The sequence below is a fragment of the Paenibacillus sp. FSL R5-0490 genome (genome assembly GCF_001956215.1).
Lineage (GTDB): Bacteria > Bacillota > Bacilli > Bacillales > Cytobacillaceae > Cytobacillus.
On the sequence record NZ_MRTQ01000013.1, the window covers coordinates 21,222 to 45,954 of the forward strand.

The 24,733-nt window shown below is 42.8% G+C and carries 30 protein-coding genes, 1 pseudogene and 1 other annotated feature (1 of these 32 running past the window's edge); of the genes and pseudogenes, 25 read left to right on the forward strand and 6 right to left on the reverse strand.

Annotated features, from left to right (window positions below; genetic code table 11):
- Positions 1 to 76: a binding site (T-box leader), on the forward strand; it begins 170 nt to the left of the window's first position.
- Positions 77 to 142: 66 nt separating this feature from the next.
- The 12 genes and pseudogenes from trpE to BK139_RS12325 all read left to right on the forward strand — a co-directional run bounded on the left by trpE (position 143) and on the right by BK139_RS12325 (position 10,692).
- Complete coding sequence (gene trpE / locus BK139_RS12270; protein WP_076259057.1) at positions 143 to 1,537, forward strand: anthranilate synthase component I; 1,395 nt, start codon at positions 143 to 145, stop codon at positions 1,535 to 1,537.
- Positions 1,534 to 2,145, forward strand: coding sequence for an anthranilate synthase component II (locus BK139_RS12275; protein ID WP_076259059.1), 612 nt, complete (start codon positions 1,534 to 1,536; stop codon positions 2,143 to 2,145). The genes trpE and BK139_RS12275 overlap by 4 nt, the downstream gene beginning before the upstream one ends.
- Positions 2,117 to 3,142, forward strand: coding sequence for an anthranilate phosphoribosyltransferase (gene trpD, locus BK139_RS12280; RefSeq protein ID WP_076259061.1), 1,026 nt, complete (start codon positions 2,117 to 2,119; stop codon positions 3,140 to 3,142). The genes BK139_RS12275 and trpD overlap by 29 nt, the downstream gene beginning before the upstream one ends.
- A complete protein-coding gene (gene trpC, locus BK139_RS12285) occupies positions 3,143 to 3,931 on the forward strand; it encodes an indole-3-glycerol phosphate synthase TrpC (protein ID WP_076259064.1) in 789 nt (262 codons plus the stop codon). It begins immediately after the preceding gene.
- Positions 3,928 to 4,551, forward strand: a complete 624-nt coding sequence (locus BK139_RS12290; protein ID WP_076259067.1) for a phosphoribosylanthranilate isomerase — start codon at positions 3,928 to 3,930, stop codon at positions 4,549 to 4,551. Before trpC ends, BK139_RS12290 begins: the two co-directional genes overlap by 4 nt.
- Positions 4,548 to 5,753 carry a tryptophan synthase subunit beta gene (gene trpB, locus BK139_RS12295; RefSeq protein ID WP_076259069.1) on the forward strand — a complete coding sequence of 402 codons (1,206 nt, stop codon included), beginning with the start codon at positions 4,548 to 4,550 and terminating at the stop codon, positions 5,751 to 5,753. Before BK139_RS12290 ends, trpB begins: the two co-directional genes overlap by 4 nt.
- Complete coding sequence (gene trpA, locus BK139_RS12300) at positions 5,750 to 6,535, forward strand: tryptophan synthase subunit alpha (protein WP_076259071.1); 786 nt, start codon at positions 5,750 to 5,752, stop codon at positions 6,533 to 6,535. The genes trpB and trpA overlap by 4 nt, the downstream gene beginning before the upstream one ends.
- A gap of 154 nt (positions 6,536 to 6,689) precedes the next feature.
- Positions 6,690 to 7,478 carry an ABC transporter ATP-binding protein gene (locus tag BK139_RS12305; RefSeq protein WP_076259073.1) on the forward strand — a complete coding sequence of 263 codons (789 nt, stop codon included), beginning with the start codon at positions 6,690 to 6,692 and terminating at the stop codon, positions 7,476 to 7,478.
- A complete protein-coding gene (locus BK139_RS12310; RefSeq protein WP_076259075.1) occupies positions 7,462 to 8,217 on the forward strand; it encodes an ABC transporter permease in 756 nt (251 codons plus the stop codon). Before BK139_RS12305 ends, BK139_RS12310 begins: the two co-directional genes overlap by 17 nt.
- 16 nt (positions 8,218 to 8,233) lie before the next feature.
- Positions 8,234 to 9,226 (forward strand): aliphatic sulfonate ABC transporter substrate-binding protein, encoded by a 993-nt coding sequence (locus tag BK139_RS12315; RefSeq protein WP_076259077.1) that lies wholly within the window; start codon positions 8,234 to 8,236, stop codon positions 9,224 to 9,226.
- A gap of 141 nt (positions 9,227 to 9,367) precedes the next feature.
- A pseudogene (locus BK139_RS12320) lies at positions 9,368 to 9,946 on the forward strand (LemA family protein).
- Positions 9,943 to 10,692, forward strand: a complete 750-nt coding sequence (locus BK139_RS12325) for a TPM domain-containing protein (RefSeq protein WP_076259079.1) — start codon at positions 9,943 to 9,945, stop codon at positions 10,690 to 10,692. Before BK139_RS12320 ends, BK139_RS12325 begins: the two are co-directional and overlap by 4 nt.
- 36 nt (positions 10,693 to 10,728) lie before the next feature.
- Here the strand turns inward: BK139_RS12325 and BK139_RS12330 are convergent, their stop codons facing one another.
- Positions 10,729 to 11,325 carry a class I SAM-dependent methyltransferase gene (locus tag BK139_RS12330; protein WP_076259081.1) on the reverse strand — a complete coding sequence of 199 codons (597 nt, stop codon included), beginning with the start codon at positions 11,323 to 11,325 and terminating at the stop codon, positions 10,729 to 10,731.
- A gap of 129 nt (positions 11,326 to 11,454) precedes the next feature.
- Between BK139_RS12330 and cdaS the strand changes: the two genes are divergently transcribed.
- The gene (gene cdaS / locus BK139_RS12335; protein WP_076259083.1) at positions 11,455 to 12,054 is read left to right on the forward strand and encodes a sporulation-specific diadenylate cyclase CdaS; all 600 of its coding nucleotides are present in this window, start codon (positions 11,455 to 11,457) and stop codon (positions 12,052 to 12,054) included.
- Positions 12,055 to 12,087: 33 nt separating this feature from the next.
- Here cdaS and BK139_RS23970 read toward each other — a convergent pair whose 3' ends face one another.
- Positions 12,088 to 12,243: a hypothetical protein gene (locus BK139_RS23970; RefSeq protein WP_175609108.1), complete on the reverse strand. Its 156-nt coding sequence runs from the start codon at positions 12,241 to 12,243 to the stop codon at positions 12,088 to 12,090.
- Positions 12,244 to 12,343: 100 nt separating this feature from the next.
- Here BK139_RS23970 and BK139_RS12340 point away from each other — a divergent pair, with 100 nt between their 5' ends.
- Positions 12,344 to 13,015: an SOS response-associated peptidase gene (locus tag BK139_RS12340; protein WP_076259085.1), complete on the forward strand. Its 672-nt coding sequence runs from the start codon at positions 12,344 to 12,346 to the stop codon at positions 13,013 to 13,015.
- 32 nt (positions 13,016 to 13,047) lie between these two features.
- Here the strand turns inward: BK139_RS12340 and BK139_RS12345 are convergent, their stop codons facing one another.
- On the reverse strand, positions 13,048 to 13,512 hold the full coding sequence (locus BK139_RS12345) for a DinB family protein (RefSeq protein ID WP_076259088.1): 465 nt from the start codon (positions 13,510 to 13,512) through the stop codon (positions 13,048 to 13,050).
- A gap of 184 nt (positions 13,513 to 13,696) precedes the next feature.
- Here BK139_RS12345 and BK139_RS12350 point away from each other — a divergent pair, with 184 nt between their 5' ends.
- Positions 13,697 to 15,823 (forward strand): peptidoglycan D,D-transpeptidase FtsI family protein, encoded by a 2,127-nt coding sequence (locus BK139_RS12350; RefSeq protein WP_076259090.1) that lies wholly within the window; start codon positions 13,697 to 13,699, stop codon positions 15,821 to 15,823.
- Positions 15,824 to 15,861: 38 nt separating this feature from the next.
- Here BK139_RS12350 and BK139_RS12355 read toward each other — a convergent pair whose 3' ends face one another.
- Positions 15,862 to 16,041: a hypothetical protein gene (locus BK139_RS12355; protein ID WP_076259092.1), complete on the reverse strand. Its 180-nt coding sequence runs from the start codon at positions 16,039 to 16,041 to the stop codon at positions 15,862 to 15,864.
- Between the two features lie 218 nt (positions 16,042 to 16,259).
- Between BK139_RS12355 and BK139_RS12360 the strand changes: the two genes are divergently transcribed.
- Entirely contained in the window at positions 16,260 to 16,544 is a 285-nt protein-coding gene (locus BK139_RS12360; protein ID WP_076259094.1) for a hypothetical protein, read from the forward strand.
- Between the two features lie 69 nt (positions 16,545 to 16,613).
- Here BK139_RS12360 and BK139_RS12365 read toward each other — a convergent pair whose 3' ends face one another.
- On the reverse strand, positions 16,614 to 17,126 hold the full coding sequence (locus BK139_RS12365; RefSeq protein ID WP_076259096.1) for a DUF3231 family protein: 513 nt from the start codon (positions 17,124 to 17,126) through the stop codon (positions 16,614 to 16,616).
- Positions 17,127 to 17,282: 156 nt separating this feature from the next.
- Between BK139_RS12365 and BK139_RS12370 the strand changes: the two genes are divergently transcribed.
- On the forward strand, positions 17,283 to 17,615 hold the full coding sequence (locus BK139_RS12370; protein WP_076259098.1) for a hydrolase: 333 nt from the start codon (positions 17,283 to 17,285) through the stop codon (positions 17,613 to 17,615).
- Between the two features lie 42 nt (positions 17,616 to 17,657).
- Here BK139_RS12370 and BK139_RS12375 read toward each other — a convergent pair whose 3' ends face one another.
- Positions 17,658 to 17,915: a hypothetical protein gene (locus BK139_RS12375; protein WP_076259100.1), complete on the reverse strand. Its 258-nt coding sequence runs from the start codon at positions 17,913 to 17,915 to the stop codon at positions 17,658 to 17,660.
- 190 nt (positions 17,916 to 18,105) lie between these two features.
- Here BK139_RS12375 and BK139_RS12380 point away from each other — a divergent pair, with 190 nt between their 5' ends.
- The 8 genes from BK139_RS12380 to BK139_RS12415 are packed head-to-tail and all read left to right on the forward strand — an operon-like array spanning position 18,106 to position 24,715.
- Positions 18,106 to 19,188 carry a hypothetical protein gene (locus BK139_RS12380; protein ID WP_076259103.1) on the forward strand — a complete coding sequence of 361 codons (1,083 nt, stop codon included), beginning with the start codon at positions 18,106 to 18,108 and terminating at the stop codon, positions 19,186 to 19,188.
- Positions 19,175 to 21,343 carry a molybdopterin oxidoreductase family protein gene (locus BK139_RS12385; protein WP_076259106.1) on the forward strand — a complete coding sequence of 723 codons (2,169 nt, stop codon included), beginning with the start codon at positions 19,175 to 19,177 and terminating at the stop codon, positions 21,341 to 21,343. Before BK139_RS12380 ends, BK139_RS12385 begins: the two co-directional genes overlap by 14 nt.
- The gene (locus tag BK139_RS12390) at positions 21,344 to 21,904 is read left to right on the forward strand and encodes a 4Fe-4S dicluster domain-containing protein (RefSeq protein ID WP_076259109.1); all 561 of its coding nucleotides are present in this window, start codon (positions 21,344 to 21,346) and stop codon (positions 21,902 to 21,904) included.
- Between the two features lie 12 nt (positions 21,905 to 21,916).
- Positions 21,917 to 22,441, forward strand: a complete 525-nt coding sequence (locus BK139_RS12395; protein WP_076259112.1) for a Rieske (2Fe-2S) protein — start codon at positions 21,917 to 21,919, stop codon at positions 22,439 to 22,441.
- Entirely contained in the window at positions 22,431 to 22,622 is a 192-nt protein-coding gene (locus BK139_RS12400; RefSeq protein WP_076259115.1) for a hypothetical protein, read from the forward strand. Before BK139_RS12395 ends, BK139_RS12400 begins: the two co-directional genes overlap by 11 nt.
- Before the next feature lie 5 nt (positions 22,623 to 22,627).
- On the forward strand, positions 22,628 to 22,939 hold the full coding sequence (locus BK139_RS12405) for a hypothetical protein (protein WP_076259117.1): 312 nt from the start codon (positions 22,628 to 22,630) through the stop codon (positions 22,937 to 22,939).
- On the forward strand, positions 22,926 to 23,201 hold the full coding sequence (locus tag BK139_RS12410) for a hypothetical protein (protein ID WP_076259120.1): 276 nt from the start codon (positions 22,926 to 22,928) through the stop codon (positions 23,199 to 23,201). The genes BK139_RS12405 and BK139_RS12410 overlap by 14 nt, the downstream gene beginning before the upstream one ends.
- Before the next feature lie 5 nt (positions 23,202 to 23,206).
- Positions 23,207 to 24,715 carry a nitrate/nitrite transporter gene (locus BK139_RS12415; protein WP_076259323.1) on the forward strand — a complete coding sequence of 503 codons (1,509 nt, stop codon included), beginning with the start codon at positions 23,207 to 23,209 and terminating at the stop codon, positions 24,713 to 24,715.
- Positions 24,716 to 24,733: the final 18 nt, after the last annotated feature.

Consider the following 24,733-nt stretch of genomic DNA (forward strand, 5'->3'; position numbering starts at 1 on the left):
TCCGTACCCGAAAAAGGGAGCAGCTTTTTTTGCTCTAAAAAGAGGTGGCACCACGTTCACAAGACACGTCCTCTATACCTGCAGCTGCTGTGGGTATAGGGGACTTTTTTTATTTTCCTTAAAGAACTGGAGGAGAGATATATTGAAACCAACATTAGATGGGACTTATATAATCGAAGAGCTGGAGGGTGACACATTAACGCCAATTTCAATCTTTCAGAGAATGAGCGGCAGAAAAAAATTTCTGTTAGAAAGCTCGCTAAAGCATGAAAAATCGGGAAGGTATTCCTTTATTGGTGCAGATCCCGTGATGGAATTAAAAGGAGAAGGAAACCGGACAGCTGTTACTGCCAGGGGAAAAACAGAAGTTTTTGCTGAAAAGCCGCTTGATGCGGTAAGAAGGCTGATGCCGGAGCAGAAACATCACCCCTTTGAACAGTTCCCATTTTGTGGAGGAGCTGTTGGCTATGCAGGCTATGATGTCATCAGACAATACGAAGATATCGGGACGATTCCTTATGATGAGCTGAATGTACCGGATGTCCACCTTATGTTTTTTGAGGAAGTGGCAGTTTTCGATCATCTGGAGCAAAAGGTATATCTCGTAGCCATGCCTTTACTGGAAGAAACAGATGAATCTCAGCTGCGTGAAAAAATAAAGAAAAGAAAGGCCGAAATCCAAAAGGGGACAGCGGGACCTGAATCAGAAGAAGCCACACTATCAGCTTTCAAAGCTTCCATATCTAAAGAAGACTTCGTTGAAAAGGTAAATAAAGCCAAATCTTATATAGAAGAGGGTGATATTTTTCAGGTGGTGCTTTCTCAGAGGCTAAAGGCAGAATTGACTGGAGATCCTTTCGCATTTTACCGGAAGTTACGAGTGCAAAATCCTTCCCCATATATGTACTATCTTGATTTTGATGAATATGCAGTTGCAGGGGCATCGCCTGAAAGCCTTATAAAAGCAGCAGGAAACAAAGTAATCACAAACCCAATTGCTGGAACAAGGCCAAGAGGCAAGACAGAAGAGGAAGACTTACAGCTTGAAAGGGACCTGATAGAAGATGAAAAGGAGCTTGCCGAACACAGGATGCTGCTCGATCTGGGCAGAAATGATCTTGGCCGTGTCTGCGAATTCGGATCGGTCACTATAGAAAAAAACATGATAATTGAGAGATATAAGCACGTCATGCACCTTGTATCCGAAGTTGGAGGCAGGCTGAAAAATCCACATACATCGATTGATGCCTTAATAGCGTGTCTGCCTGCCGGAACGGTTTCAGGTGCTCCCAAAATTAGAGCAATGGAAATCATCAATGAACTTGAAACCGTGAAAAGAGGAATTTACTCAGGAGCAGTGGGCTATTTTTCCGGGAATGGCAATATGGATTTCGCACTGGCAATCAGAACAATGGTGATTAAAGATGGATACGCCTATATACAAGCTGGGGCAGGCATCGTGCATGACTCCATCCCTGAAAAAGAGTACGAAGAAACACTTCATAAATTAAAAGCATTTTTGGAGGACAAAAAATGATTCTGCTGATTGATAATTATGATTCATTCACATTTAACCTTTATCAATATCTTGGTGAGCTGGGACAGGAAATTAAAGTTGTAAGGAATGATCAGATAACAGTCGAAGAAATCGAAAAATTGAATCCCGATGCCATTGTTCTTTCCCCTGGACCGGGACGGCCGGAACAAGCGGGAGTCATTGTTGAAGTTATTCAGCAATTTTACAGGAAGCTCCCTATCCTGGGCATTTGCCTTGGCCATCAGGCAATCGGCTATGCCTTTGGGGCAAAGATTGAAAAAGCGAAGAAAATTATGCATGGCAAGGTGTCTAACCTGAAGCACAACGGCTCACAGCTGTTTCAATACATGCCGCAGCCAATAAGCATCATGCGTTATCATTCCTTAATAATTCAGTCAGGAACGCTGCCTGGCAGCTTTAAGGTTTTGGCCCGGTCAATGGATGACAATGAAATAATGGCAATCAAACATGAAGTCTATCCTTTATACGGCTTGCAGTTCCATCCGGAGTCAGTAGGAACAGACCTTGGAAAAAGGATTTTGGAAAACTTTCTACAAACAATCAGGAGGGAAGAAAAGAGTGAAAACAATACTGCAGAGGTTATCTGAACGGGAGTCATTGACAGAGGCAGAAATGAAGGAAGCAATGGACAATTTATTTGCCCAGGATGTTACGGACAGTGAGATTGCGGCATTTATGGTGAGCCTTAAAACAAAAGGGGAAACAGTTGAAGAAATTTCAGGCATCGTAAAAGCGTTGAGGGATAAATCTCTTTCATTTAGTAAGAAGATTCCTAATGTTTTGGATAATTGCGGTACAGGAGGAGATGGTTCAAGCAGCTTTAATATCAGCTCCACTTCGGCCTTTGTGATTGCAGGTGCCGGAATTCCTGTTGCTAAGCACGGCAACCGAAGTGTTTCCAGCAAAACAGGCAGTGCCGATGTTCTGGAGCATTTGGGAATTAATCTAAATCACCCGCCTGAGCGCACGGAGGAAATATTGGAGGAAATCGGGATTGCCTTTCTTTTCGCCCCTCATGTCCATCCGAACATTAAAAGAATCATGAAGGTGCGCAAGGATTTGAGAATACCGACAACTTTCAATTTGATAGGGCCATTAACCAATCCGGTTGAGCTTGATCATCAGCTTCTCGGGATTTACCGGAGGGATTATATCGAAATGTTTGCAGAGGTCCTAAAAACTTTGGGAAGAAAGCGTGCAGTTGTTTTAAATGGTGCAGGGTTTATGGATGAGGCATCTCTGCAGGGGGAAAATCATCTGGCGATCCTTACCGGCGGCAAGGTAACGAAAAAGGTGCTCCATCCAGAGGAAGTTGGTCTATCCGTCTGCAGCAATGAGGCGATCAGAGGGGGAGATTCCAGGGAAAATGCTGAAATTCTTATGAGTGTCCTGAAGGGAGAAAAGGGAGCGAGAAGAGATACAGTCCTTCTTAATGCCGGCATTGGAATCTTTACAGGAGGCAAGGCGGCAACATTTCAAGATGGGATAAATGCAGCAAAAGAAAGCATTGATTCAGGAGCTGCCTTACAAAAGCTTCATCAGTTAATTGAGGCAAGCAGAAGCATCCATAAAGAGGTGATATAAGTGGGAACAATTTTAGATCAAATTCTGGCTGAAAAAAGAAAAGAAGTCATTGTGCTGAAACAGGAGATTATAGATGCTCAAGAAACCGGAAGCAAACGCTCATTTATTAAAAGGCTTGCGTCAGGCAGCGAACTGGCTGTGATTGCTGAATTCAAAAGAGCCTCACCATCAAAGGGCGATATCAATACCGGACAAAATCCGAAAGACCAGGCATTATTTTATAAAAAGTATGGTGCGGATGCGATTTCCGTTTTAACAGATACTAGGTTTTTTAAAGGCAGCTTCGCTGATCTTTCAGCTGTCAGAGAGACAGTCGACCTTCCTATTCTCTGCAAAGACTTCATTGTAGACGAGGTGCAAATCTTAAAGGCAAAAGCATCAGGGGCAAACCTGATTTTACTCATTGCTGCTGCCATGGATGCAGAACGGCTTCAAGAGCTTTTTGATTTTGCTGAGGGTGAAGGCCTTGAAGTATTAATGGAGGTTCATAATGAAGAAGAACTGGAAATCGCGCTAAAAACCGGGGTACAGCTGATCGGAGTCAACAACCGGAATTTAAAAACCTTTGCAGTAGATCTGAGTGTAACAGAAAAACTGGCGCCGCTAATAAAGAAAGCGGGAAAATTTCTGATCAGCGAGAGCGGAATTAAGTCGGAAGACGATGTGCGGCGTGTCATTGCAGCAGGAGCAAACGCAATTCTTGTCGGAGAAGCATTTATGAAAGCAGAGAACCTGGAAGGGCTTTTGAAGGCCATGAAGCTTCCTTTGCAGGGGGCTGTCAGACAATGAAGGTGAAGGTTTGCGGAATTAGTGATATAAGCACGGCACTTTTTGCGATAGACAGCGGTGCGGGTGCCCTGGGATTTGTGTTTGCTGAAAGCAAAAGAAAAATTACACCCGAGGCAGCAGGCGAAATAATTAAAGAGCTTCCCGGGGACGTTTTAAAAGTCGGAGTATTTGTGAATGAAACGAAAGAAAACATTGAGGAAATAGCCAGTATTTCAGGGATCAATGTCATACAGCTTCATGGAGATGAAACGCCGGAATTTTGCAGCTCATTCTCTTTACCGGTTATAAAAGCCTTGAGCATTGGCTCACCAGATGATCTATCTAAACTGGATGAATATGCATGTGAATATGTTCTTCTTGATAGTCCAAAAGGAAAATATCGGGGGGGCAGCGGGGTATCGTTTGATTGGTCGATTCTAAACAAAAATTCAATGCATGATAAAAAAATCATCCTCGCAGGAGGGCTCAATCCTGAAAATGTGGGGGAAGGGATTAAAGCCGCCAATCCTTATATGGTTGATGTAAGCAGCGGGGTTGAAACGGCAGGGAAGAAAGATCCCGAGAAAATAAAAAGATTCATAGATAACGCTAAACGAGTGGAGAGGGAGGAAGTAAAATGAATGCAGCTTATACATTGCCTGATGAACGGGGTCATTTTGGGACATACGGAGGCAGGTACGTGCCTGAGACACTTATGCAGGCCATTCTTGAATTGGAGGAGGAGTATAAGAAAGCGCAAGCTGATCAAAGTTTTAAAAGGGAACTTCAAGGTTTGCTGAAAGACTATGTCGGAAGAGAAACTCCTTTGTATTTTGCAGAAAACCTCACAAAATATGCCGGTGGTGCGAAGATCTATCTTAAAAGGGAAGATTTGAACCATACAGGAGCCCATAAAATCAACAACTCACTTGGCCAGGCTCTATTGGCACAGCGAATGGGCAAAAGAAAAATCGTAGCTGAGACGGGGGCAGGGCAGCATGGAGTTGCAACAGCAACTGCCTGTGCGCTTTTAAATCTTGAATGCATTATTTTTATGGGTGAAGAGGATATCAGGAGACAGCAGCTGAACGTCTTCAGAATGGAGCTGCTTGGAGCGAAGGTTGTAGGTGTGCAATCAGGAAGTGCCACACTTAAAGATGCAGTCAACGAAGCCCTCCGCTACTGGGTGACAAATGTCGAGGATACCCATTACATTCTGGGTTCAGTCATGGGCCCGCATCCTTTTCCAATGATTGTCCGGGATTTCCAAAGTGTGATCGGAAATGAAACAAAGGAGCAGTATCTTGAAAAAGAAGGGAAACTCCCTGATGCAGTTGTAGCCTGCATTGGCGGCGGCAGCAATTCAATGGGCATGTTCTATCCTTTCATTAAAGATGAAACGGTCCGCATGATTGGGGTGGAAGCAGCAGGATTGGGAACAGATACTGAAAAACATGCTGCCTCTTTAACAAAAGGAACGCCCGGAGTTCTTCATGGAGCATTAATGTATTTGCTGCAGGATGAACACGGACAGATTCAGGAAGCCCATTCCATTTCAGCAGGCCTGGATTACCCTGGAGTAGGCCCCGAGCACAGCTATTTGAAAGACAGCGGAAGAGCCGAGTATGAATCAATCACAGATGAAGAGGCGCTAGAGGCATTACAGCTATTATGCAAGCTGGAAGGCATTATTCCTGCTTTAGAAAGCTCCCATGCGATTGCCTATGCATTAAAGCTTGCACCGCAAATGAATAAAGATGAAGGTCTTGTTATCTGTCTATCCGGCAGAGGGGACAAAGATGTAGAAACTGTGAGAGCAAGATTAGGAGGGAAAGGAAAATGAACCGGATTGAAAAAGTTTTTCAGAACCTAAAGCAAAACAATGAAAAAGCGTTTGTGCCATATATTATGGCCGGTGATGGAGGCTTGGAGACACTGGCAGAGAAAATTACATTCCTCGAAAAAGCGGGAGCAACAGCTATTGAGATCGGGATTCCCTTTTCGGATCCGGTCGCAGATGGGCCGGTAATCCAGCAGGCAGGCATTCGGGCATTAGAAGCCGGAACAACACTTAGGGGCGTATTAGCTGCAATTGCGGAAATCCGGCCAATTGTTCATATTCCACTTATTTTTATGACATATATGAATCCGATCATGGCATATGGCATTGGCAACTTTATTTCTGATGCCTCGGCATCAGGGGTGGACGGCCTAATCTTGCCTGATCTTCCTGCAGAGGAAGAGGAAATTATTGCGCCGATTGCTGAGAAAGCCGGAATCGAGATTATCCGTCTTGTGACTCTTACCAGTCCATTAGAGAGAATACAGGAGATTGCAGCCAAGGGGAAAGGCTTTTTATATGCGGTTACTGTAAATGGAATCACAGGTGCAAGAAAAGGGTTCAAAGGTGAGCTCGGAAAGCATTTGGAAAGAGTTAAAGAGGTAAGTCCGATCCCGGTATTGGCAGGCTTCGGAATTTCCGAGCCTGAGCATGTAGTAGAAATGAATAAACATTGTGACGGGGTAATTGTTGGGAGCAGGATCATAGAGCTTTTTCAAAGCGGTGAGTCAGCAAAAGTGGAAGAGCTGATCGCTTTATCTAAAATAGAAGAAATTAAATTGTGAAACAAATGCTTCCTCCTATATGGAGGAGGCTTTTTATTTGATTATGCCCATTTTTAAAAATATATGCTGTAAAGGTTGACATGCAAAGTGAATACATTATAATTACAAGTAATCCGAGTAAATTAATGAGATTTATAGGAATAGGTGATTTTGAATGTTCATTGAGATAAACGATGTAAATAAACAATATAGCGATAAAGAAAATCGGCCTGTTGACGTCCTGAAAGATATTAATCTATCGGTTGAAAAAGGGCAATTTGTCTCGATTTTAGGACCTTCAGGATGCGGAAAGTCAACACTTCTATCAATTGTTGCAGGATTAACTAAAACAACTTCAGGCAACATTCAAATCGATGGAAAAACCATAACAAAACCCGGGAAAGACAGGGGAATGGTTTTCCAGCAGGCAGCTTTATTCCCGTGGCTGACAGTCATGGAAAATGTCACGTTTCCCCTGAAAAAAGAAATGAAGAAAAAGGATGCAGAGGAAACGGCACTAAAGTATCTGCAAATGGTTCAGCTGGGAAAATATATATCCCATTATCCTCATGAGCTTTCAGGAGGAATGCAGCAGAGGGTGGCGATCGCAAGAGCACTTGCTATGAACCCTGAAACACTTCTAATGGATGAACCATTCGGAGCTCTTGATGAACAGACTCGTTCTCGATTGCACGGACAGCTGGAGAACATTTGGACTGAGACGAAGAAAACGATTCTTTTTGTTACTCACAGCATCTCAGAATCTATTAAACTTTCAGACCGGATCATTGTAATGGGGACAAAGCCGGGAATTATATTACAGGATATAATCGTTGATATTCCCAGACCCCGTGAGGACCACAAAAAAGAAATGCTCGAAATTGAGGATCACATTATGAAATACCTGAAAAAGGAAATTGATAAAGTTGTCAGTGAGGAGCTCCAATATGCAAACAGCCATTAAACGGATCATATTTTTTGCAGCCATCATTGCCTTCTGGGAAATTGGATCACGGCTTGAGCTCTGGCATCCTCTGATTTTCCCTTCTCTATCCAGTGTATTCAATGCCCTGGTTGAAGGGTTTCAGGATAAAACATTAATTTATGATTTAATCGCAAGCTTTAAGCGGCTTGCAGTCGGTTTAACGATCAGCCTTATTATTGGGACTCTGATTGGAATTCTTTTAGGGAAATCCAAAACGGCTGATGAAACACTGGGTGCTGTCATTCTTGCTTTGCAAAGTGTACCAAGCATCGTCTGGCTGCCGATCGCGATCATGTGGTTCGGCTTAAATGAAAAGGCAGTTATTTTTGTGACCATACTCGGCGGTACATTTGTTATGGCTCTGAATATGAGAACAGGGATTAAAAATGTTTCACCCCTATATATCAAAGCAGCCCAGACAATGGGTGCGACTGGAATTGATTTATTCACACGAGTCATTTTTCCGGCATCCATTCCTTATGTAGTAACCGGCTCCCGCCTTGCCTGGGCATTTGCCTGGCGCGCTCTGATGGCTGGTGAGCTTTTAAGCACAGGACCTGGATTGGGCTACACACTTCGATATGCTTCAGACTTTGGAAGAATGGACATCGTAATCGGTGTCATGATTATTATTGGGGCAATCGGAATGATTGTTGACCAATTCATATTCCAGCGCATTGAAAAATCTGTTATTAAAAAATGGGGATTAGAGTCTTAAATCTGGAGGGATATTCATGAAAAAGGCGTTTTTATGGGTTGCTGTATTGTTTATGTTTACCGGGCTGCTTGCCGGCTGCGGATCATCAGAGAAAAGCAGCGGTAAGGAAGACAAGATTGTCATCGGTTATTTTCCTAATATCAATCATGTGCCGGCAATGGTTGCGAAAGATCAGGGATTTTTTGAAAAACAGCTTGGCGATGGAACGAAAGTGGAATATAAGACATTTGCTGAAGGCGGTTCTTTCATGACAGCTCTGAAAACGGGCGACATTGATGCTGGTCTGGTAGGACCCGGGCCAGCTATGAACAATTTCTCAACTGGAGCAGATGTAAAAATTATTGCAGGTGCTTCAACTGGGGGAACCGTTGTCCTTGCCAGGGAAGGGGTAAAAATCAACTCACTGGAAGATTTTCAGGGAAAAACATTCATCACGCCTGGTGTAGGCTGCACACATGATGTCCAGTACGAAACATATCTTGAAGAAGCCGGCATCACCTCAGCACGCATCGGCGGTACCATGAAGCATTTAACAGGCAACCCAGCACAATATGCAAGCATGCTGAAAACAGGTAAAGTCGATATTGCAGTTGCTCCGGAACCATGGGCAGCAGTCATCGAACAGGAAACAAATGCAGAAGTGGTAATCGGATGGGATGAAGTATCATTTGGTGAAACACTTCCGGCATCCGTATTAGTTGCAACGGGCGACGCAGTGAAGAACAGCCCGGAAAAAGTACAGAAAATTGTTGATGCACATAAAGATGCTGTGAAATTTATCGAAGAAAATCCTGAAGAAGCAAAAGCCATTACAATCAAAGACATTAAAGAAGTGACCGGCCAGGAGCTGGAAAAAGAAGTAGTAGACCGCGCCTGGGAAAGAATTGGGTTCACTTACGATGTAGATGCAGAAACAATCCAGGAATTTGCAGATTCATCCTATACGTTAAAATTCCTGAAGGATAAACCGGAATTCAGTGAACTGATTGCAAAGAACTTTATTAAATAAACATATTTGGACCGGAGCCCGGATGGGTTCCGGTTTTTCTTGTGTTATAAGGGAAAGGAATCTCCTGGTTTAACTTTCACTCAAAAAAGGAAAAATACCATGCAAGTGACAAAAACAACATAGAAACAGGAGTGGCTAAAAATGAAAAAAGGTATGGGAGTTATAATTGCCGTGATTGCGGCAGTAGTCATAGCAGGTATAATGCTGATGTCCAGCTATAATGGATTTGTCAGTGCTGAGGAAAATGTGGATCAGGCATATTCTCAAATTTAGAACCAGCTGCAGCGAAGGCTGGATTTGATTCCTAATCTGGTAAATACGGTAAAGGGGTATGCTGCACATGAGAAGGAGACCATTCAGGCGGTATCAGATGCACGTGCCAGATTGGCGGGAGCCCGTTCGCCTGAAGAGGAAGCAGCAGCAAATGCAGAACTCTCAGGCGCTCTGAGCCGGCTGCTTGTAGTAGTTGAGAACTATCCCAACCTGAAAGCGGATAAGCAGTTCACCCAATTAATGGACGAGCTTGCCGGTACGGAAAACCGGATTTCGGTTGCCCGAAAAGATTATAATGACCAGGTTTCTGTATATAACAAAAAAGTAAAAAGGTTTCCGGGTGCAATTGTAGCCGGGATTACAGGCTTTGATGAGAAAGAATATTTCAGAGCGGATCCTCTGGCGAATGAAGCACCTGAAGTTGACTTTGGAGGCAATGGAGAATGATCATCCGCAGGGTCTTTTTGACCCTTCTTTTAATAAATTTAATAATGGGTGCATTCTCAGCCAATGCTGATGAATCCATACCCCAGCCTGCTGGAGATATTTATGTCCAGGATTTTGCAGGAGTTCTAAATGAACGGGAAAAATCTGAGCTGATTAACCTGGGGAGACAATTGGAGGATCGTACAACTGCACAGGTGGCAGTGCTAACCGTTGATACAATTGGGGACAGGCCGATTGAAGAATATGCAAATGAAGCTTTTCGGGCATATGGCATAGGCAGTGCTGCTGAGAATAATGGTGTCTTACTAGTTGTGGCCATGCAGGATCGGAAGGTGCGCATTGAGGTTGGATATGGGCTTGAAGGCCGGATTCCAGATGGAAAAGCTGGCCGGATTCTTGATCAGGTTACCATTCCATATCTCCAGGATGGCCAGCCGGGCAGAGCGGTAATTGAAACCTATAAAGTGCTTATACAGGAGGCTGCAGGTGAAGAAGTGAACTTAGGGAAGAGCGGTGATTATGCCGATGCCGGGTCAAAGGATGAACGCATTGGCATCCCGTCCTGGCTGCTGATTATCATTGCTGTCGGTTTGCTGTTTCTTGATATAAAATTCTTTGGCGGAGCCTTTTCATATGCCATACTTTCCATTCTCTCAAGAGGGGGAGGCGGAGGAAGAGGAGGCGGCGGTCCGCGGGGAGGCGGAGGCGGCTCATCAGGCGGCGGAGGAGCGAGCCGGGGCTGGTGAAACAAAGAAGAGCGGGGGCATCCCCGCTCTCTTCTATTACTTAATTCCAGTTACACACACGGTTAAAACGGGCCGGGCCTCTTTATATGATATGGAAATGGAATGGAATCCTGCAGCCTCCATATCAGCTTTGATTACCTGCCCAAGATTTTTGGTTATGGTTTCATCTGCTCCTTCTTCTCTCGGCTGTACCGTGATGGCAATTACTCCGTCTTTCTCAAGCATTCCATGCAGATGCTGAAGGGACTCCCTTGGTTTTGTCCATAGTGGATAATTGTTGACTGAAAAGATTTTATTATACTTTTTATCGGGAAAGTAATCGTGGATATCTTTTACGAACAATCGGACCTTTCCCTGCTGGATATAGTCATCATTCAGTTTGGCTGCAGCAGCTTTCATATCTTCTGATACATCGACTCCATCCGTTTCTGCATGGCGCCAGTGATCCATTATATGTTTTATGCTGTAGCCGGGGCCAAAGCCAACCTCTAAAATGGAGTCTCTGCGATTTATCTGTAATTGTACAATAGTCCATTTGTTAATCTTGCGGTTTTCAAAGTACATAATTTTCCCCGCAAGCTTTCCCAGTAATCCTTCAGGCTTTTCAAATTGTTTTCCTAAAATATCGAACATGTCTCTCACCTCAGTGTTTAATACTTATATTTAGTCTCTTTATAGAGGTTCTAAACCTATTCCGTAAAATGGATAAATAATTTTTTACTGGAAAAGGTACTATTATGAATTAAGATTGGAGGAAGTCCGGTGATTTATGGAGAAGAACAATACCGAAAAGATTTAAATCGGTATATTGGAAATATTGATGATCAAATTCACTCGCTTTCCAAAACTCTTGAGGAATTCAGCTGCTGTATTTTATCTGATTTCGAAACCTTGCAGAAAACTGTTGCAGAAGCCCACACCATTGCTTCGACATATTATCTGCAGTCATATTTAGCACCTTTTACGAAGGAGTATTCAAGTGTATCACTGGCTGCCCAGCATCTATCTGAAAAAAGGCATGGTGGGCTGATTGTTGTAGAAAGAAGACAGCCGGTTGAAGAATATATACATAACGGGACGCCGATAGGAGCAAAAGTAAGCAGCACATTGATTGAAACAATCTTTTATCCGGGAAACCCGCTGCATGATGGAGGTACATTAATAAGAGAAGACATCATAGTTTCTGCAGGAAGCATTCTCCCCCTTACAAATAAAACCATTGAAGGAAGGAAACTTGGGACAAGGCATAGAGCGGCAATTGGCATCACGGAAAATTCAGACGCGGCTGCCATAGTCGTATCAGAGGAAACAGGCCGCATTTCTTTTGCAGTAGATGGCCAGCTGTACACAATACGCACTTAAAAATCCCCCTGATACTGGGGGATTTCATGTTAGTTATTTCTTATTAATTTGCTTTCCGCTTTTTTTCTGGCTTTGTGATTTATTGTTTCCCGCCTGAAACTCGTTTCCGAGTTCAACGTCGTTTCGCTTATCCTGTTTTTCGATTTGGGCTCTCGTTTGATTTGGATTTTGTCTGCCTTGTTTTGTCATATTTCATTCCTCCCTTAAAATAGCTGACAGTCTTAATATGCGCTATAACCGGGAATAGATGAACAATATATTATAAAATTGACTTAAAGAGGTGATTATAGTGTGCGGCAGATTTACTTTAACGGAAACAATTCATAAACTTCAGCTGCTGTTTGGGTTTGAATATGCAGAAGGTGAGGTTATGCCCAGATATAATATTGCTCCCAGCCAGAATATTTTAACAGTCACTGCTGACGGAAAGCAGCGGATTGGCAGGCAGATGAAATGGGGGCTTGTCCCTTTCTGGGCGAAGGATGAAAAAATAGGATATAAAATGATAAATGCCAGAGCGGAAGGCATCGACTCGAAGCCAAGCTTTAAAGCTCCCTTTAGAAGCAAAAGATGCTTAATCCTGGCAGATGGATTTTATGAATGGAAGAAAACCGAAGAAGGAAAGCAGCCTTACAGGTTTATTATGAAAGATGAAAAGCCTTTCGCTTTTGCAGGAATTTGGGATGTATGGAATAAAGGCAAAGCTCCTTTATTAACCTGTACAATTATTACAACGGGCCCTAATGAAGTAACAGAGGAAGTTCATGACAGGATGCCGGTTATCCTAAAGGAAAATGATTTTGAGGATTGGCTGAATCCCCGTTTTCAAGACACTGAATACCTGAAGTCATTACTTGAACCTTACCCGGCTGAAAAAATGGATAAATATCCGGTATCAGCCAAAGTAAATTCACCCAAAAATGAACTGGCTGAATTAATTTCTCCACTTAATAGCCTATAAAAACGGACGCGCTACGCGTCCGTCTTTTTTTATTACCCTCTGCTCACAAACATCGGAAGCTCCGTATAGCCCATTTCCCGTACATAAATAAACAGATTCCCTTTATGATGAATTTCATGATCCATTGCAATCTGCAGCAGCTGGCTGCCGGTAAGTTCCATTCCAAAAATACCGGTCATATCAATTTTTCTTTCCAATTCCTCACTCGTTAAGGATGAAATCACTTCAATTGTTTTCTCTGTGAATTTTTCAGCAGCCTCAGTTAGGTTTGGCGCCACTTCATCGAACTTTTCGCCAAACACTGCCGGGCTTCCATCTTTTGCAGTTTTGGCAAACATATAAAAGGAAGTGAGCATATGGGTAACCAGCTTACCCGCCGGCATGCTTGTTTCAGTTGGTTTATAATCAAAATTATTTTCATCAATCTTCTTGATCAGCTCATTGGTCACCTTTCTATGTGATAAAAAGTAGGTTAGATATTTTTGAGCTCTTTCCATACTAGTTTCCTCCTAAAAAGATAATCTGAATTACATTTCAACTTTACCCCTGCAAATTCCTTTATATTGCAAAATTTTCTATCCGGCAGGAATTTTACAAAAAATGTGGAATTATTTAACAGGGTAAGATCTGGAAGAATCTCTATATTACAGACATATTGTTCATAGAGGGGGAGATTCAAATATGGGGAAGAAGAAGAAAAAGAAAAAGAAAAGCCATGTGCCTTTTAGGGTCAATTTATTGTTTTTCTCTGTTTTTGTGTTATTTTCATTATTAATCTTAAGGCTTGGTGTAGTTCAGATTGTAAATGGCGAGACATACAAAAAAGAAGTCGACAGAACGGAAGATGTCATCGTATCGAACCCGGTTCCAAGGGGAAGGATGCTTGACCGGAACCATCAGGTTATCGTGGATAATATCCCAAAGAGTGCGATTACATATACCAACCGGAATGCCAAACAGGACGAAATGCTTCAAGTGGCAGAGCGGCTGGCTGTTTTGATTGATAAAAAGACCGATAAGGTGACCGAGCGGGATAAGAAGGATCATTGGATCCTGAAAAATCCGGAAGCTGCCCGGGAAAAAATAACTGATAAGGAATGGAAGCTTTTTAAAGAAAAAAAACTGGATGATAAGAAAATCTATAAGCTGCAGCTAAAAAGAATTACAGAAGAAGACCTGAAGCAGCTGAGCAAGCAGGACCTGGAAGTGCTGGCCATTTTCCGTGAATTTACGAGCGGCTATGCGATGACACCGCAAATTGTTAAGAATGAAGGGGTATCACAAGAAGAATATGCGGCTGTAAGCGAGAATCTTCAATATCTTCCGGGTGTCAATACAACCACGGACTGGGATCGGACTTATGCTTTTGACAGTACGCTCCAGACAGTGCTTGGGAAGGTTACGGATTCAGGTGAAGGGCTGCCGCAGGAGCGGTTGGATTATTTTCTGTCCAGAGATTACAGCAGAAATGAACGTGTTGGAAAGAGCTATCTGGAAATGCAATATGAAGATGTTTTGCATGGCCAGAAATCAAAGGAAAAGCTTATTACGAAAAAAGGGGAAATTCTCGGAAGTGAATTGGTTTCTGAAGGCCAAAGAGGCAAAGATCTTGTCCTGACGATTGATATGGATCTTCAGAAGGCTGTGGAAAAGGTTTTGGAAGAGGAAATTTGGGCTGCCAAGCAGACTCGGGGAACTTATTTAATGGATCGTGCGTTTGTCGTCCTAATGAATCCGCATACAGGTGAAGTTCTGACAATGGCTGGAAAGATGATTGGCAAAGATGATAATGGCAAAAACGTTCTGCAGGATTATGCGCTTGGTACGATTTCATCTTCTTACAATGTGGGATCCTCTGTAAAAGGTGCAACTGTTCTAACTGGATATAAAACGGGTGCAATTACACCCGGAGCGACCTTTTTGGATGCACCGATGAAAATTGCAGGAACCCCGCAAGTGAAAAAATCATGGTTTAACTTTCAGGCAATCATGAACGAAACAAGGGCACTCCGTATCTCCTCAAACGTATATATGTTCAAAACAGCCATTGAAATTGCGGATGCGCGTTATGCTTATGATCAGCCGCTTGGATATAAAAATCCTAATGCGTTTGAAGATATGAGAGAATCCTTCGGCCAATTTGGCCTTGGAGTCAGAACTGGCATTGATTTGCCAAATGAGGCAATAGGCTATGAGGGCCCTCTCAGATTGCCGGGATTCCTATTAGACCTTGCCATCGGACAGTATGATACCTATACTCCAATGCAAATGGCCCAATATATATCAACGATTGCAAACGGAGGCTACCGCATACAGCCCCGCCTTGTAAAAGAAATCCGCGAGCCGGCAACGGAGCAGGAGGAACTTGGCCCAATCTGGAAGGATATTCAGCCGACTGTCTTAAATACGATAGATGTAAGCGAAAGAGAGCTAAGCACTGTTAAAGAGGGATTAAGACAGGTGATGCAGCATCCAGAAGGGACTGCATATAGAAGGTTCGCAGATGCCCCATATTCCCCTGCAGGAAAAACAGGTACAGCGGAAGCATTTTATGACGGCCCCCTCAAAAAAAAGGGAGATAAATTAATAGATGTAATGAACTTGAGCCTTGTTGCCTATGCACCGCATAATAATCCAGAAATCGCCATGTCTGTCATTGTCCCATGGGCTTACCAGGGAAGAAGCGGACATACAGCCAACTATGAAATTGGCAGAAAAGTATTAGATGCCTATTTCGAGTTGAAGAAGAAAAGGATGTCCGGAGCAGAACAGGAGCAGACTGACGAAGAAGGTTCCGAAACAGAATAATTTTTGAGGCCTTAGACTGCTTGACCAAAAGCCTTCCCTTATTGGGAATGGCTTTTTTTATACCTGAATTTATTTTTAAAGTGTTTAAGTTTTTCTTTAAACAAAATCGGTTTGTCGCTTTTTCCAAAGACCTTGCGATTAACCACGAATTGAATCGTTTCTTCCAGAATAGCGAGGATAATAATAGGGATGAAGATTACCAGAATCCAAAACCACATGCCTCTGCTCCTTTCGTCTGATCGCCTATGATCATTATATTCATGAATGAATAGAAAATGATATGAATGGAAAAATAACCCACTTAATTCTGACTTACCATGTCCTGGTTGTTTTCTTAATTAACCTATTATTACTGTTATAAACTAGTTTCTCTAAGGTTCTGTGTAGTTTAATGAAAGGACATTCGGGAAAATAGGTTAAAAAGGAGGTCGCAGACATGAAAACAATAAATGTAGAGCTTCAGTATGATGATCAGGGAATGATTAATAATAATCAGACAAAAGTATTCGATCAATTGAAGAGCCAGCTCGAGGGAACAGGATTTAAAGTGGTAACGATCATGGAAAATGATCAATATTTAAAGGAGAATTCCGGTCTTCCAAATCAAAAGAAAAATAAGGTCCTGCCATCCCAGCCTGAAGGAGCAGAACCTGATATTAATTCCAGCGGTGCAGGAGGCATGGTCTCCCCTGATTCCAGTGAAAGTAAATACTCTGAATAAGTTCCATGAGCCTTAGTCACATTGCGGACTAAGGCTTTTCTTTTATAAAAGGAACTTTAAAGCAAACCTTTAGCAATTATCTGATTTGTGAAGATGGAGCGGCGGAGGAATCAGCCAACCTTTTTCTTTGTTCATGCGAAGAACCTTTATGCCTAAAGCGGCTTTCTGAGTATGAAATTGGCCAAACATGCCTGCAATATCTTCACGGATACATTGACCCATAATTGTACTGCAGCCAACTAATCCTGCAGCCAAATCACCTGCTAATTTTGCAGCTACTTCAGGATCCATAAATCTGGCACCTGCAGGAATATCGTTTACACAAGCATCAGGTCTGTCGGGGGGTGAGGGAGGAAGACCAATCCCGTTTTCCTTTAACATCGCTTCGATCTCCTCTTCCTCCTGCTTGCAGAGGCGAATAGCTTCCTGAAGCATTTTCTTTAAGTCCTCATCTCCAGAGTGACTTACCATTGTCTGGTATGCCGAGGCCATTCCTTTTCCTGCGAGCAAGTAAGACCATGTGCTAAAAACTTCACCATAATGCATAGGCTCGTCCTTTGGATTTCCGCTTAAAATACCCATAGTATACCTCCTGAGAAAGTTCATGATTGTGCCACCTTCCTTATAATGCACAGCTATATCATGCCCATCAGGAGCATGGAAATGTAATGAATATTAAATGATTAAACTTCGTCTATTTGTGGTAAATACCGTATAAAAGCAGAGGAGATGATTACTATGGACCAAACAAAAAAATCATATTATATAGATATTGAAAATGCGCAAGTTTACGCAGAACCTGTTGAAGCAGCTGAATGGCAGTTTAAAATTTATGCTGATGACCAGGAAATGAAGGAGCTGGCCAATTATATCGAAAAAAATTATGACGCGGATATGAAAACATTTGAGCTTGCACATGTACCATTCGTGGAGGATAAAGAAAAGGCGCAAAATCATAATTATGATGCGTCAATCCAACGCATGTATAAGATGATTTATGATCTGGGTGATGACGAAACACGGAGGAATATTGAAGAGATGGGAATATTACAAAAAGACATTACTGAATAAAAAAGCAAAAAAAGCGGCTGTTCTTCATGGACAGGCCGCTTTTTAATATGAATTTTGCCTGCAATCTAAGCAGGGTTTAATAAAGTAAGTCGTCAAATCTGCAAAATAAAAAGAACCATCTCTTCTGCTTTCTTCAGAAGTGAGGTTCTTATGTTTACTTCTATATAAATAGTCTTTTTTTGTTTTTGTTTTCCTCGAACGCATGTCTGTAAATACAAAGGGACTTCTGTTACATTCAGGGTTCCTTTTCCCCTCACGCACTGCTTTGTCGCGTAACTTCTTTGCAGCTGATTTAGTCATATAAACAACTCCTTTTTTCTAATTATAACATGTCTTCCTGAAGCCAGCCTCTCCCCGATGATAAAATTTATCAGCATATAAAGATAGGGGAATTTCCCCCTCCGAATGGGGAAGTTCCCCGATATGGAAAATCCCATCCTGCTTTTACAATAAGGTTAAGGTAATTGTTTGTGAATGAGGAGGAGTTATTATGCAGGCAAAAGCTGCAGTCAATCAAAAATCAGGGAACACACTAAACAATGCGTTTGCATCACATTTTGCCAAGTCAATGTTTTTATCTGTAACAGCACTAGCTATTCTTTCTTTTATCGGCACTAGAATGTTTACCCATGTTGATTTAAACCTGTACGGATATATGGTCGGAACAATAGTGTTCATTGGAGGCTTTTTCTATAGATTCATTGCCTGGGGCGAAAGGCCGCCAACAAAGCTTATTTTGAAAAAAGGATTGAAACTGTTATTTAGAAAGTCAACACCAAAGACATCTGTTGAGCATCTTGCAACATACAATTTTATCTGGAATAGGGGAATTTACCGATGGACTCAGCACGTTCTGATCGGCTGGGGCTGTATCTTATCCTGCTTTGTTACATTCCCTCTTGTTTTCGGCTGGATGTATTTTACGATGGATGACAACGGCCAGTACAACATAATTGCAATGGGCATGAAGGTAATGACTGTCCCGGCGGAAGGCATTATCGCCAACCTCTCATACAACGCACTGAATATTACAGCAGTAATGGTAATTGCCGGTGTTTGCATGGCGCTTTACCGCCGCCTGAAAAATATGCAGGCAAGAGCAGAGCAGAAATTCCTGTATGATTTCTTGCCTTTATATATGCTGCTGCTAGTTAGCATAACAGGGCTGGCTTTAACCTTTATGAATATCTTTTTACACGGGGCGGGACAGCCGGCAATGTCACTGATCCATCAATGGTCAGTAATCATTACACTGATTTATCTGCCATTTGGAAAGCTTGCACATATTCCTTTCCGGCCAATGAGTGTTCTGGCAAGAAACTACCGGGAACATTATGCCGAACAGGGCATGAAGGAATGCAAGGTCTGCGGAGATCAGTTCGTTTCAGTTGAACAATCAAAAGATGTCGTCGATGTACTCGGCGTGAACACTATAGAATTTAAAGCAAAGGAAGGGCATCATCTTGCAGAAATGTGCCTCCCTTGCCGAAGAAAGTACCGGATTGCACAATTTTCCGGATTCCCTACTCATGAAGTGAAGGTTAAGGAGGCAAACCAGAATGCAAAGGGATAAGTTTTTTAAAGAAATTGAGAATTTAAACCATCCGAATGAAAAGTTGATAAAAACACACTGCAGCTATTGCGGAATGCAGTGCGGAATGAACTTGAGGGTTAATACACAAACAAATAAAATCATCGGGGTTGAGCCCCGTTATGACTGGCCTGTTACTGTCGGCAAAATGTGTCCGAAAGGGGTTACCGCCTACCAGCAGACCAACCACAAAGACCGCCTGCTGAAGCCGCTGATCAGGGATGATGCTTCTTTGAAGGGAACGGCAGAAGGGTTCCGTGAAGCAAGCTGGGATGAGGCATATGATTTAATCGCAAAAAAATTCAAAGAGCTTCAGACAGAATACGGAAAAGATTCACTCTCAGTCTTCAGCGGAGTTTCAATGACAAATGAAAAATGTTATCTGACAGGCAAGTTTGCCCGGGTTGCTATGGGAACGCGCTATATTGACTATAACGGCAGATTCTGTATGTCCAGTGCAGCGGGCGGATTCCTTCGCTCTTTCGGAGTAGATAGAGGCTCAACATTGCCTTGGACAGATATTCATGAAACGGATTGCCTGTTTATCGCCGGAAGCAATACAGCTGAATGCCATCCAACCTCCATGTTCCGTATTTGGAACGTTCAGGAAAGAGGCGGTTATATCATTGTGGTGGATCCCCGTGAAACACCAATTGCGAGAAGGGCGGACCTGCATCTTGATTTGCAGCCCGGAACAGACCTTGCACTTGCAAACGGGATTGTAAATCAATTGATTGAAATGGGCTATATAGATGAAGAATTCATTAACAAACATACAAACGGATTTGAAGAAACAAAGGAACTTGTAAAGGATTTTACACCTGAATATACAAGCATGCTGACTGGGGTGGCGCCGGTAAAAATCATTCGCGCTGCCGAAATATACGGAAAAGCTCCAAATGCAGTTGTTATGTTTGCAAGAGGTGTGGAACAGCAGCATAAAGGTGTTGATAATGTTTCTGCCTACACCAACATGGCGCTTGTTACTGGAAAGATCGGCCGTCCAAAAGCCGGAGTAGCCACTTTCACCGGACAGGGAAATGGACAGGGCGGAAGGGAGCACGGGCAAAAGTCAGATTTGCTTCCAGGCTACCGGAAAATTACAAATCCAAAACATGTTGAAGAAGTATGCAGCGTTTGGGGAATCACCCCTGAAGAAATGCCGCAGCCTGGTGTATCTGCTTATGAAATGATTGAACTGATGGAGCAAAAGACGATTCGCGGTTTATACCTTCTATGTTCGAATCCGGCTGTATCAGCACCAAATCAAAATTTTGTGAGGAAAGCATTTAAAGCCTTGGATTTCATGGTCTGCTCCGATTTCTATCTTTCTGAATCGGCTGAATTTGCAGATGTGATCTTGCCAGCTGTTACATGGTCAGAGGATGAAGGGACAGTAACAAATATTGAAGGACGTATTATAAAAATCAACAAAGCACAGGAGCCTGTAGGTGAGTCAAAGCCGGACTGGCAGATTCAAGTGGAGCTGGCTGAGCGCTTAGGCAGAGGAAAATATTTTTCTCACCTGAAAACAGCCAGAGATGTTGCGGATGAGTTCAGGCTTGCAACTAAGGGCGGCTATGCTGATTATTATGGTGCTACATGGGATAAGATCGATAAGCAGGACGGGGTTTTCTGGCCTTGTAAAGACGAAAAAGATGAAGGAACACCACATATGTTCCTTGATAAAAAGTTCTATCATCCGGATGGCAAAGCAAAGATTTGCGCCCTGCCGTACCGTCCGCCAGCGGAAGAACCATGTGAAAAGTATCCGCTTCGCTTAACGACTGGCCGGGTAGTTTATCATTATTTATCAGGCAACCAGACCAGAAGAATACCATTCCTGCATGATATGTGTCCGGAACCATATGTGGAAATCCATCCGGAAACAGCAGCAACCTATAATATGGAGCATGAAGAAAGAGTCCGCTTGTTTACAAGAAGAGGCGAGGCTATCTATAAAGTCAAAATTACCGAAGCCATCCGTAAGGATACTGTCTTTGTTCCATACCATTTTGGACATGAAGAATCTATTAATCTATTAACAATTGCGGCATTAGATCCAATATCCCGGATGCCTGAATTCAAGGCATGTGCTGCACAGCTGGAAAAAGTCGAATTAAAGAAGGTGCAATAAATGAAAAAGAGGCTGTATTTGGAACTTGAAAACTGTATAGGATGCCGTTCTTGTCTGGCAGCATGTACACAATGCGGGGGACACGAGGAGCGCAACAGAAACTATGTGTATGATGTCAATCCTCTTGTGAACCGGCAGACAATGCCTCTCATGTGCCTTCACTGTGAAAACCCGGCATGTGCGCGAAGCTGTCCTGCCCAGGCCATTCAGATTCATGAGACAGGCGCTGTGTTATCTGCACTTGTCGAAAAGTGTATCGGCTGCCAGAACTGTACAATTGCCTGCCCATATGGCATACCGAAATTTGATCAAGAGCAGAACATAATGTACAAATGCGATCTATGTATTGACCGTACTAAAGATGGTATTCCTCCAATGTGTGCGAGTGTATGTCCATCCAATACTTTGCAGTGGCTGACTGATGAAGAAATTGAAAACAAAAAGAAGCAATTTAATCTTGATAACGGCAAATGGGTAACAAGCATGCCATATCTTGAAGGTGAAACAAACGTAAAGGTAAATCTGCCGGGAATCCTTCAGGGGATTACAAAGCTGTTTTAGGAGGGATTAGGGATGTCTGAAAGGAATAACAAGATTCCCTTTAATGAGGATAATTATACGCATAATATCGAACGGAATAATGAAAGAAAACTGGATAGACGGGGATTCATGAAAACCTTGGTGGGTGCGGCCGGTGTATTTGCGGTTTCCTCCCTTCCCTGGGGGGCGGTAGCTGCCAAAGAATTGATGGGGCTTGGCGAAAAGGAATATCCTCATAAGAAAATAACCGAAGTAAGCAAGCTGCCAATCGGCGATGCAGTGGAGTTCAAGTTTCCTGGAGATCATGACGATGCAATATTAATCCGCTTATCAGAGAACAAATATGTTGCCTATCAGAACGCGTGTACACATCTGCGCTGCCCGGTATTCTGGGTGAAGGAGCAGGGTGAAATGATTTGCCCTTGCCACCACGGCAAGTTCGATGTGGCAACTGGTGCGCCGACTGCGGGACCTCCAAGAAGGCCGCTTCCGGAAATACAGGTTAAGGTGGAGAATGGCGCAGTTTATGCGGTGAGGGTGAAGCGTTATGAAGCGTAGATACCTTGGAGTCATTATTTTAGCAGCGATATTAATGATGAATATTGTCTTTACTCAATATATGGTCCACCAATATTATTACGAAAACTATGAAAATGTACTGATTTTTGGCGGGCTGAATATTGTTCTTTTTCCCCTGGCTGTATTCGCTTATAAAAAGACGATTAACATGAGGGCGTGATTCATATGAACAGTGAAACATATCTTGACTTTTGTTTTGTAAGAGAAAGATCCGGAGATTTTGCTCCGGAAGTTGATCAGCTCCTTTCAGAACTTTTTAAGGGAGTCCGTCTAAACTGGTACTTGGATGAAAAGTCACATGATGGCATGGACATTGTAGTAGCAGAGGTAAAAGGCATGAGCAAATGGCAATCGGAAGAGGAAACCATTGAATATATAGAAGAAAATGCAGGAGAATCCTTCTGGAAATATCTTCAGGGGTACCAGATGTATGTTTATCCTGCCAAAAGAGGGTGCGGAAGCTGTGGAACTCATTGAAAAAGAGGATCTGGACGGATTTGTCATGGAGAAGGTTCAGGTGGCAATATTAGATGAAGATGGAAGTGACCAAGCACCATTTGTTCCTAAGATAATTGAAAAAACAGGCCTTTGTCCCGATGGAACACACTTGCGGATTTATTTTGATAAAATGAACTTTTTTGCGGTCCCGCTGACCTCCTCTGTAGAAGCATCTGAGACCCAGTGGGCTGCAATGGATCAGGAAGCCGGATTAAAATATGTAATTAAGAAGAGAGCGTGAACAAAGTGATTAGAAAAATACAGCTTCCATTGCAGACGTTAAATTTAGTGGCCGGGTTTATGGTTTGGGTGCTGATATCCTCCCTTATGCCGTTTATAAAGGAAGATATCAATATTCCATCCGATAAGCTTGCTCTTGTAACAGCTGTTCCGGTCATCCTCGGATCGCTGCTCCGCATACCTTTGGGGTATTATGCTAATCAGTTTGGCGCCAGAGTAATCTTTATGCTGAGCTTTATTCTTCTATTATTTCCAGTCTATTATATCAGCATAGCAGATTCGATTACTGATTTGCTTATCGGGGGATTATTCCTCGGCCTTGGAGGAGCGGTATTCTCTGTTGGGGTTACATCTCTTCCTAAGTATTACCCAAAGGAACGTCATGGGTTTGTCAATGGCATCTACGGGGCAGGGAATCTTGGAACAGCCATTACTGCCTTTGCAGCACCAGTTATTGCAACAAAATTTGGATGGTCCCTAACTGTACAGATATACCTTGTCCTGCTAGTGGTTTTTATTGCGGCTAACTTCTTACTGGGAGATAAAAAAGAAGTTAAGGTACAGACTCCGCTTCTTGAGCAAATAAAAGGAGTCTATAAAAATGAAAAACTATGGCTACTGAGCTTATTCTATTTTATTACCTTTGGATCATTTGTGGCGTTCACTATTTATTTGCCAAACTTCCTTGTAGCTCACTTTGAACTTGATAAAGTTGATGCAGGATTAAGAACAGCAGGTTTCATTGTTCTAGCAACAGCCATGAGACCAATAGGCGGCTGGCTGGCTGACCGTTTTCACTCTTTAATTTTGCTGATGTTTGTTTTTGGCGTGTACACCATTTCTGCGGTGATACTATCACTATCTCCTTCAATCACATGGTATACATTCGGATGCTTAAGCATTGCTCTATCAGCAGGAATTGGTAACGGGGTCATATTTAAGCTTGTGCCAATGTACTTCCAAAAGCAGGCCGGTATCGTAAATGGAATTGTGTCTGCGATGGGCGGTCTGGGCGGATTTTTCCCTCCGCTGCTTTTGACTCTCCTATTTAACATTACAGGGCATTATGCAATTGGTTTTATGGCATTGTCTCAGGTCGCGCTTGCCAGCCTGATTCTGGTTGTTTGGATGTATTACCAGGGAAGGATGGAAATTGCGAGCCAGGTTATTGATCATACAATCGAAGGTATTCTGGTGACAGATAAGAACGGAAAAATTATTTCTGTAAATCCTGCTTTCACAGAAATTACCGGTTATAGACAAGAGGAAGTAGTCGGCAAAAATCCGAGTATCCTTAAATCAGGAAAGCAGTCTAAAGGTTTTTATCAGGACTTGTGGACGTCTATTGAAAACAATGGATTCTGGCAAGGCGAAATATGGAATTCCCGCAAAGATGGGGAAGAATATCTCCAATGGCTAACCATTAGCGCAATTAAAAATGACGCCGGAGATGTTGTCCAATATGCAGGCATGTTCAGCGATATTTCCAGCCACCGGGTGAAAAAAGCAAAATAAAATCAAAAAAGTAAATTC

Excerpts from the sequence above, each read along its gene's own strand:
- BK139_RS12400 (WP_076259115.1), top strand. The coding sequence starts at position 22,431 with ATGAAGCGTAGATACCTTGGAGTCATTATTTTAGCAGCGATATTAATG.
- trpA (WP_076259071.1), top strand. The coding sequence starts at position 5,750 with ATGAACCGGATTGAAAAAGTTTTTCAGAACCTAAAGCAAAACAATGAA.
- BK139_RS12355 (WP_076259092.1), bottom strand. The coding sequence starts at position 16,041 with ATGTGGTTTTGGATTCTGGTAATCTTCATCCCTATTATTATCCTCGCT.
- BK139_RS12395 (WP_076259112.1), top strand. The coding sequence starts at position 21,917 with ATGTCTGAAAGGAATAACAAGATTCCCTTTAATGAGGATAATTATACG.
- BK139_RS12305 (WP_076259073.1), top strand. The coding sequence starts at position 6,690 with ATGTTCATTGAGATAAACGATGTAAATAAACAATATAGCGATAAAGAA.
- BK139_RS12380 (WP_076259103.1), top strand. The coding sequence starts at position 18,106 with ATGCAGGCAAAAGCTGCAGTCAATCAAAAATCAGGGAACACACTAAAC.
- BK139_RS12405 (WP_076259117.1), top strand. The coding sequence starts at position 22,628 with ATGAACAGTGAAACATATCTTGACTTTTGTTTTGTAAGAGAAAGATCC.
- BK139_RS12385 (WP_076259106.1), top strand. The coding sequence starts at position 19,175 with ATGCAAAGGGATAAGTTTTTTAAAGAAATTGAGAATTTAAACCATCCG.
- BK139_RS12365 (WP_076259096.1), bottom strand. The coding sequence starts at position 17,126 with ATGGGTATTTTAAGCGGAAATCCAAAGGACGAGCCTATGCATTATGGT.
- BK139_RS12310 (WP_076259075.1), top strand. The coding sequence starts at position 7,462 with ATGCAAACAGCCATTAAACGGATCATATTTTTTGCAGCCATCATTGCC.
- BK139_RS12350 (WP_076259090.1), top strand. The coding sequence starts at position 13,697 with ATGGGGAAGAAGAAGAAAAAGAAAAAGAAAAGCCATGTGCCTTTTAGG.
- BK139_RS12375 (WP_076259100.1), bottom strand. The coding sequence starts at position 17,915 with ATGACTAAATCAGCTGCAAAGAAGTTACGCGACAAAGCAGTGCGTGAG.
- BK139_RS12290 (WP_076259067.1), top strand. The coding sequence starts at position 3,928 with ATGAAGGTGAAGGTTTGCGGAATTAGTGATATAAGCACGGCACTTTTT.
- BK139_RS12275 (WP_076259059.1), top strand. The coding sequence starts at position 1,534 with ATGATTCTGCTGATTGATAATTATGATTCATTCACATTTAACCTTTAT.
- BK139_RS23970 (WP_175609108.1), bottom strand. The coding sequence starts at position 12,243 with ATGACAAAACAAGGCAGACAAAATCCAAATCAAACGAGAGCCCAAATC.
- BK139_RS12345 (WP_076259088.1), bottom strand. The coding sequence starts at position 13,512 with ATGGAAAGAGCTCAAAAATATCTAACCTACTTTTTATCACATAGAAAG.
- BK139_RS12360 (WP_076259094.1), top strand. The coding sequence starts at position 16,260 with ATGAAAACAATAAATGTAGAGCTTCAGTATGATGATCAGGGAATGATT.
- BK139_RS12390 (WP_076259109.1), top strand. The coding sequence starts at position 21,344 with ATGAAAAAGAGGCTGTATTTGGAACTTGAAAACTGTATAGGATGCCGT.
- BK139_RS12325 (WP_076259079.1), top strand. The coding sequence starts at position 9,943 with ATGATCATCCGCAGGGTCTTTTTGACCCTTCTTTTAATAAATTTAATA.
- trpB (WP_076259069.1), top strand. The coding sequence starts at position 4,548 with ATGAATGCAGCTTATACATTGCCTGATGAACGGGGTCATTTTGGGACA.
- BK139_RS12315 (WP_076259077.1), top strand. The coding sequence starts at position 8,234 with ATGAAAAAGGCGTTTTTATGGGTTGCTGTATTGTTTATGTTTACCGGG.
- BK139_RS12370 (WP_076259098.1), top strand. The coding sequence starts at position 17,283 with ATGGACCAAACAAAAAAATCATATTATATAGATATTGAAAATGCGCAA.
- BK139_RS12330 (WP_076259081.1), bottom strand. The coding sequence starts at position 11,325 with ATGTTCGATATTTTAGGAAAACAATTTGAAAAGCCTGAAGGATTACTG.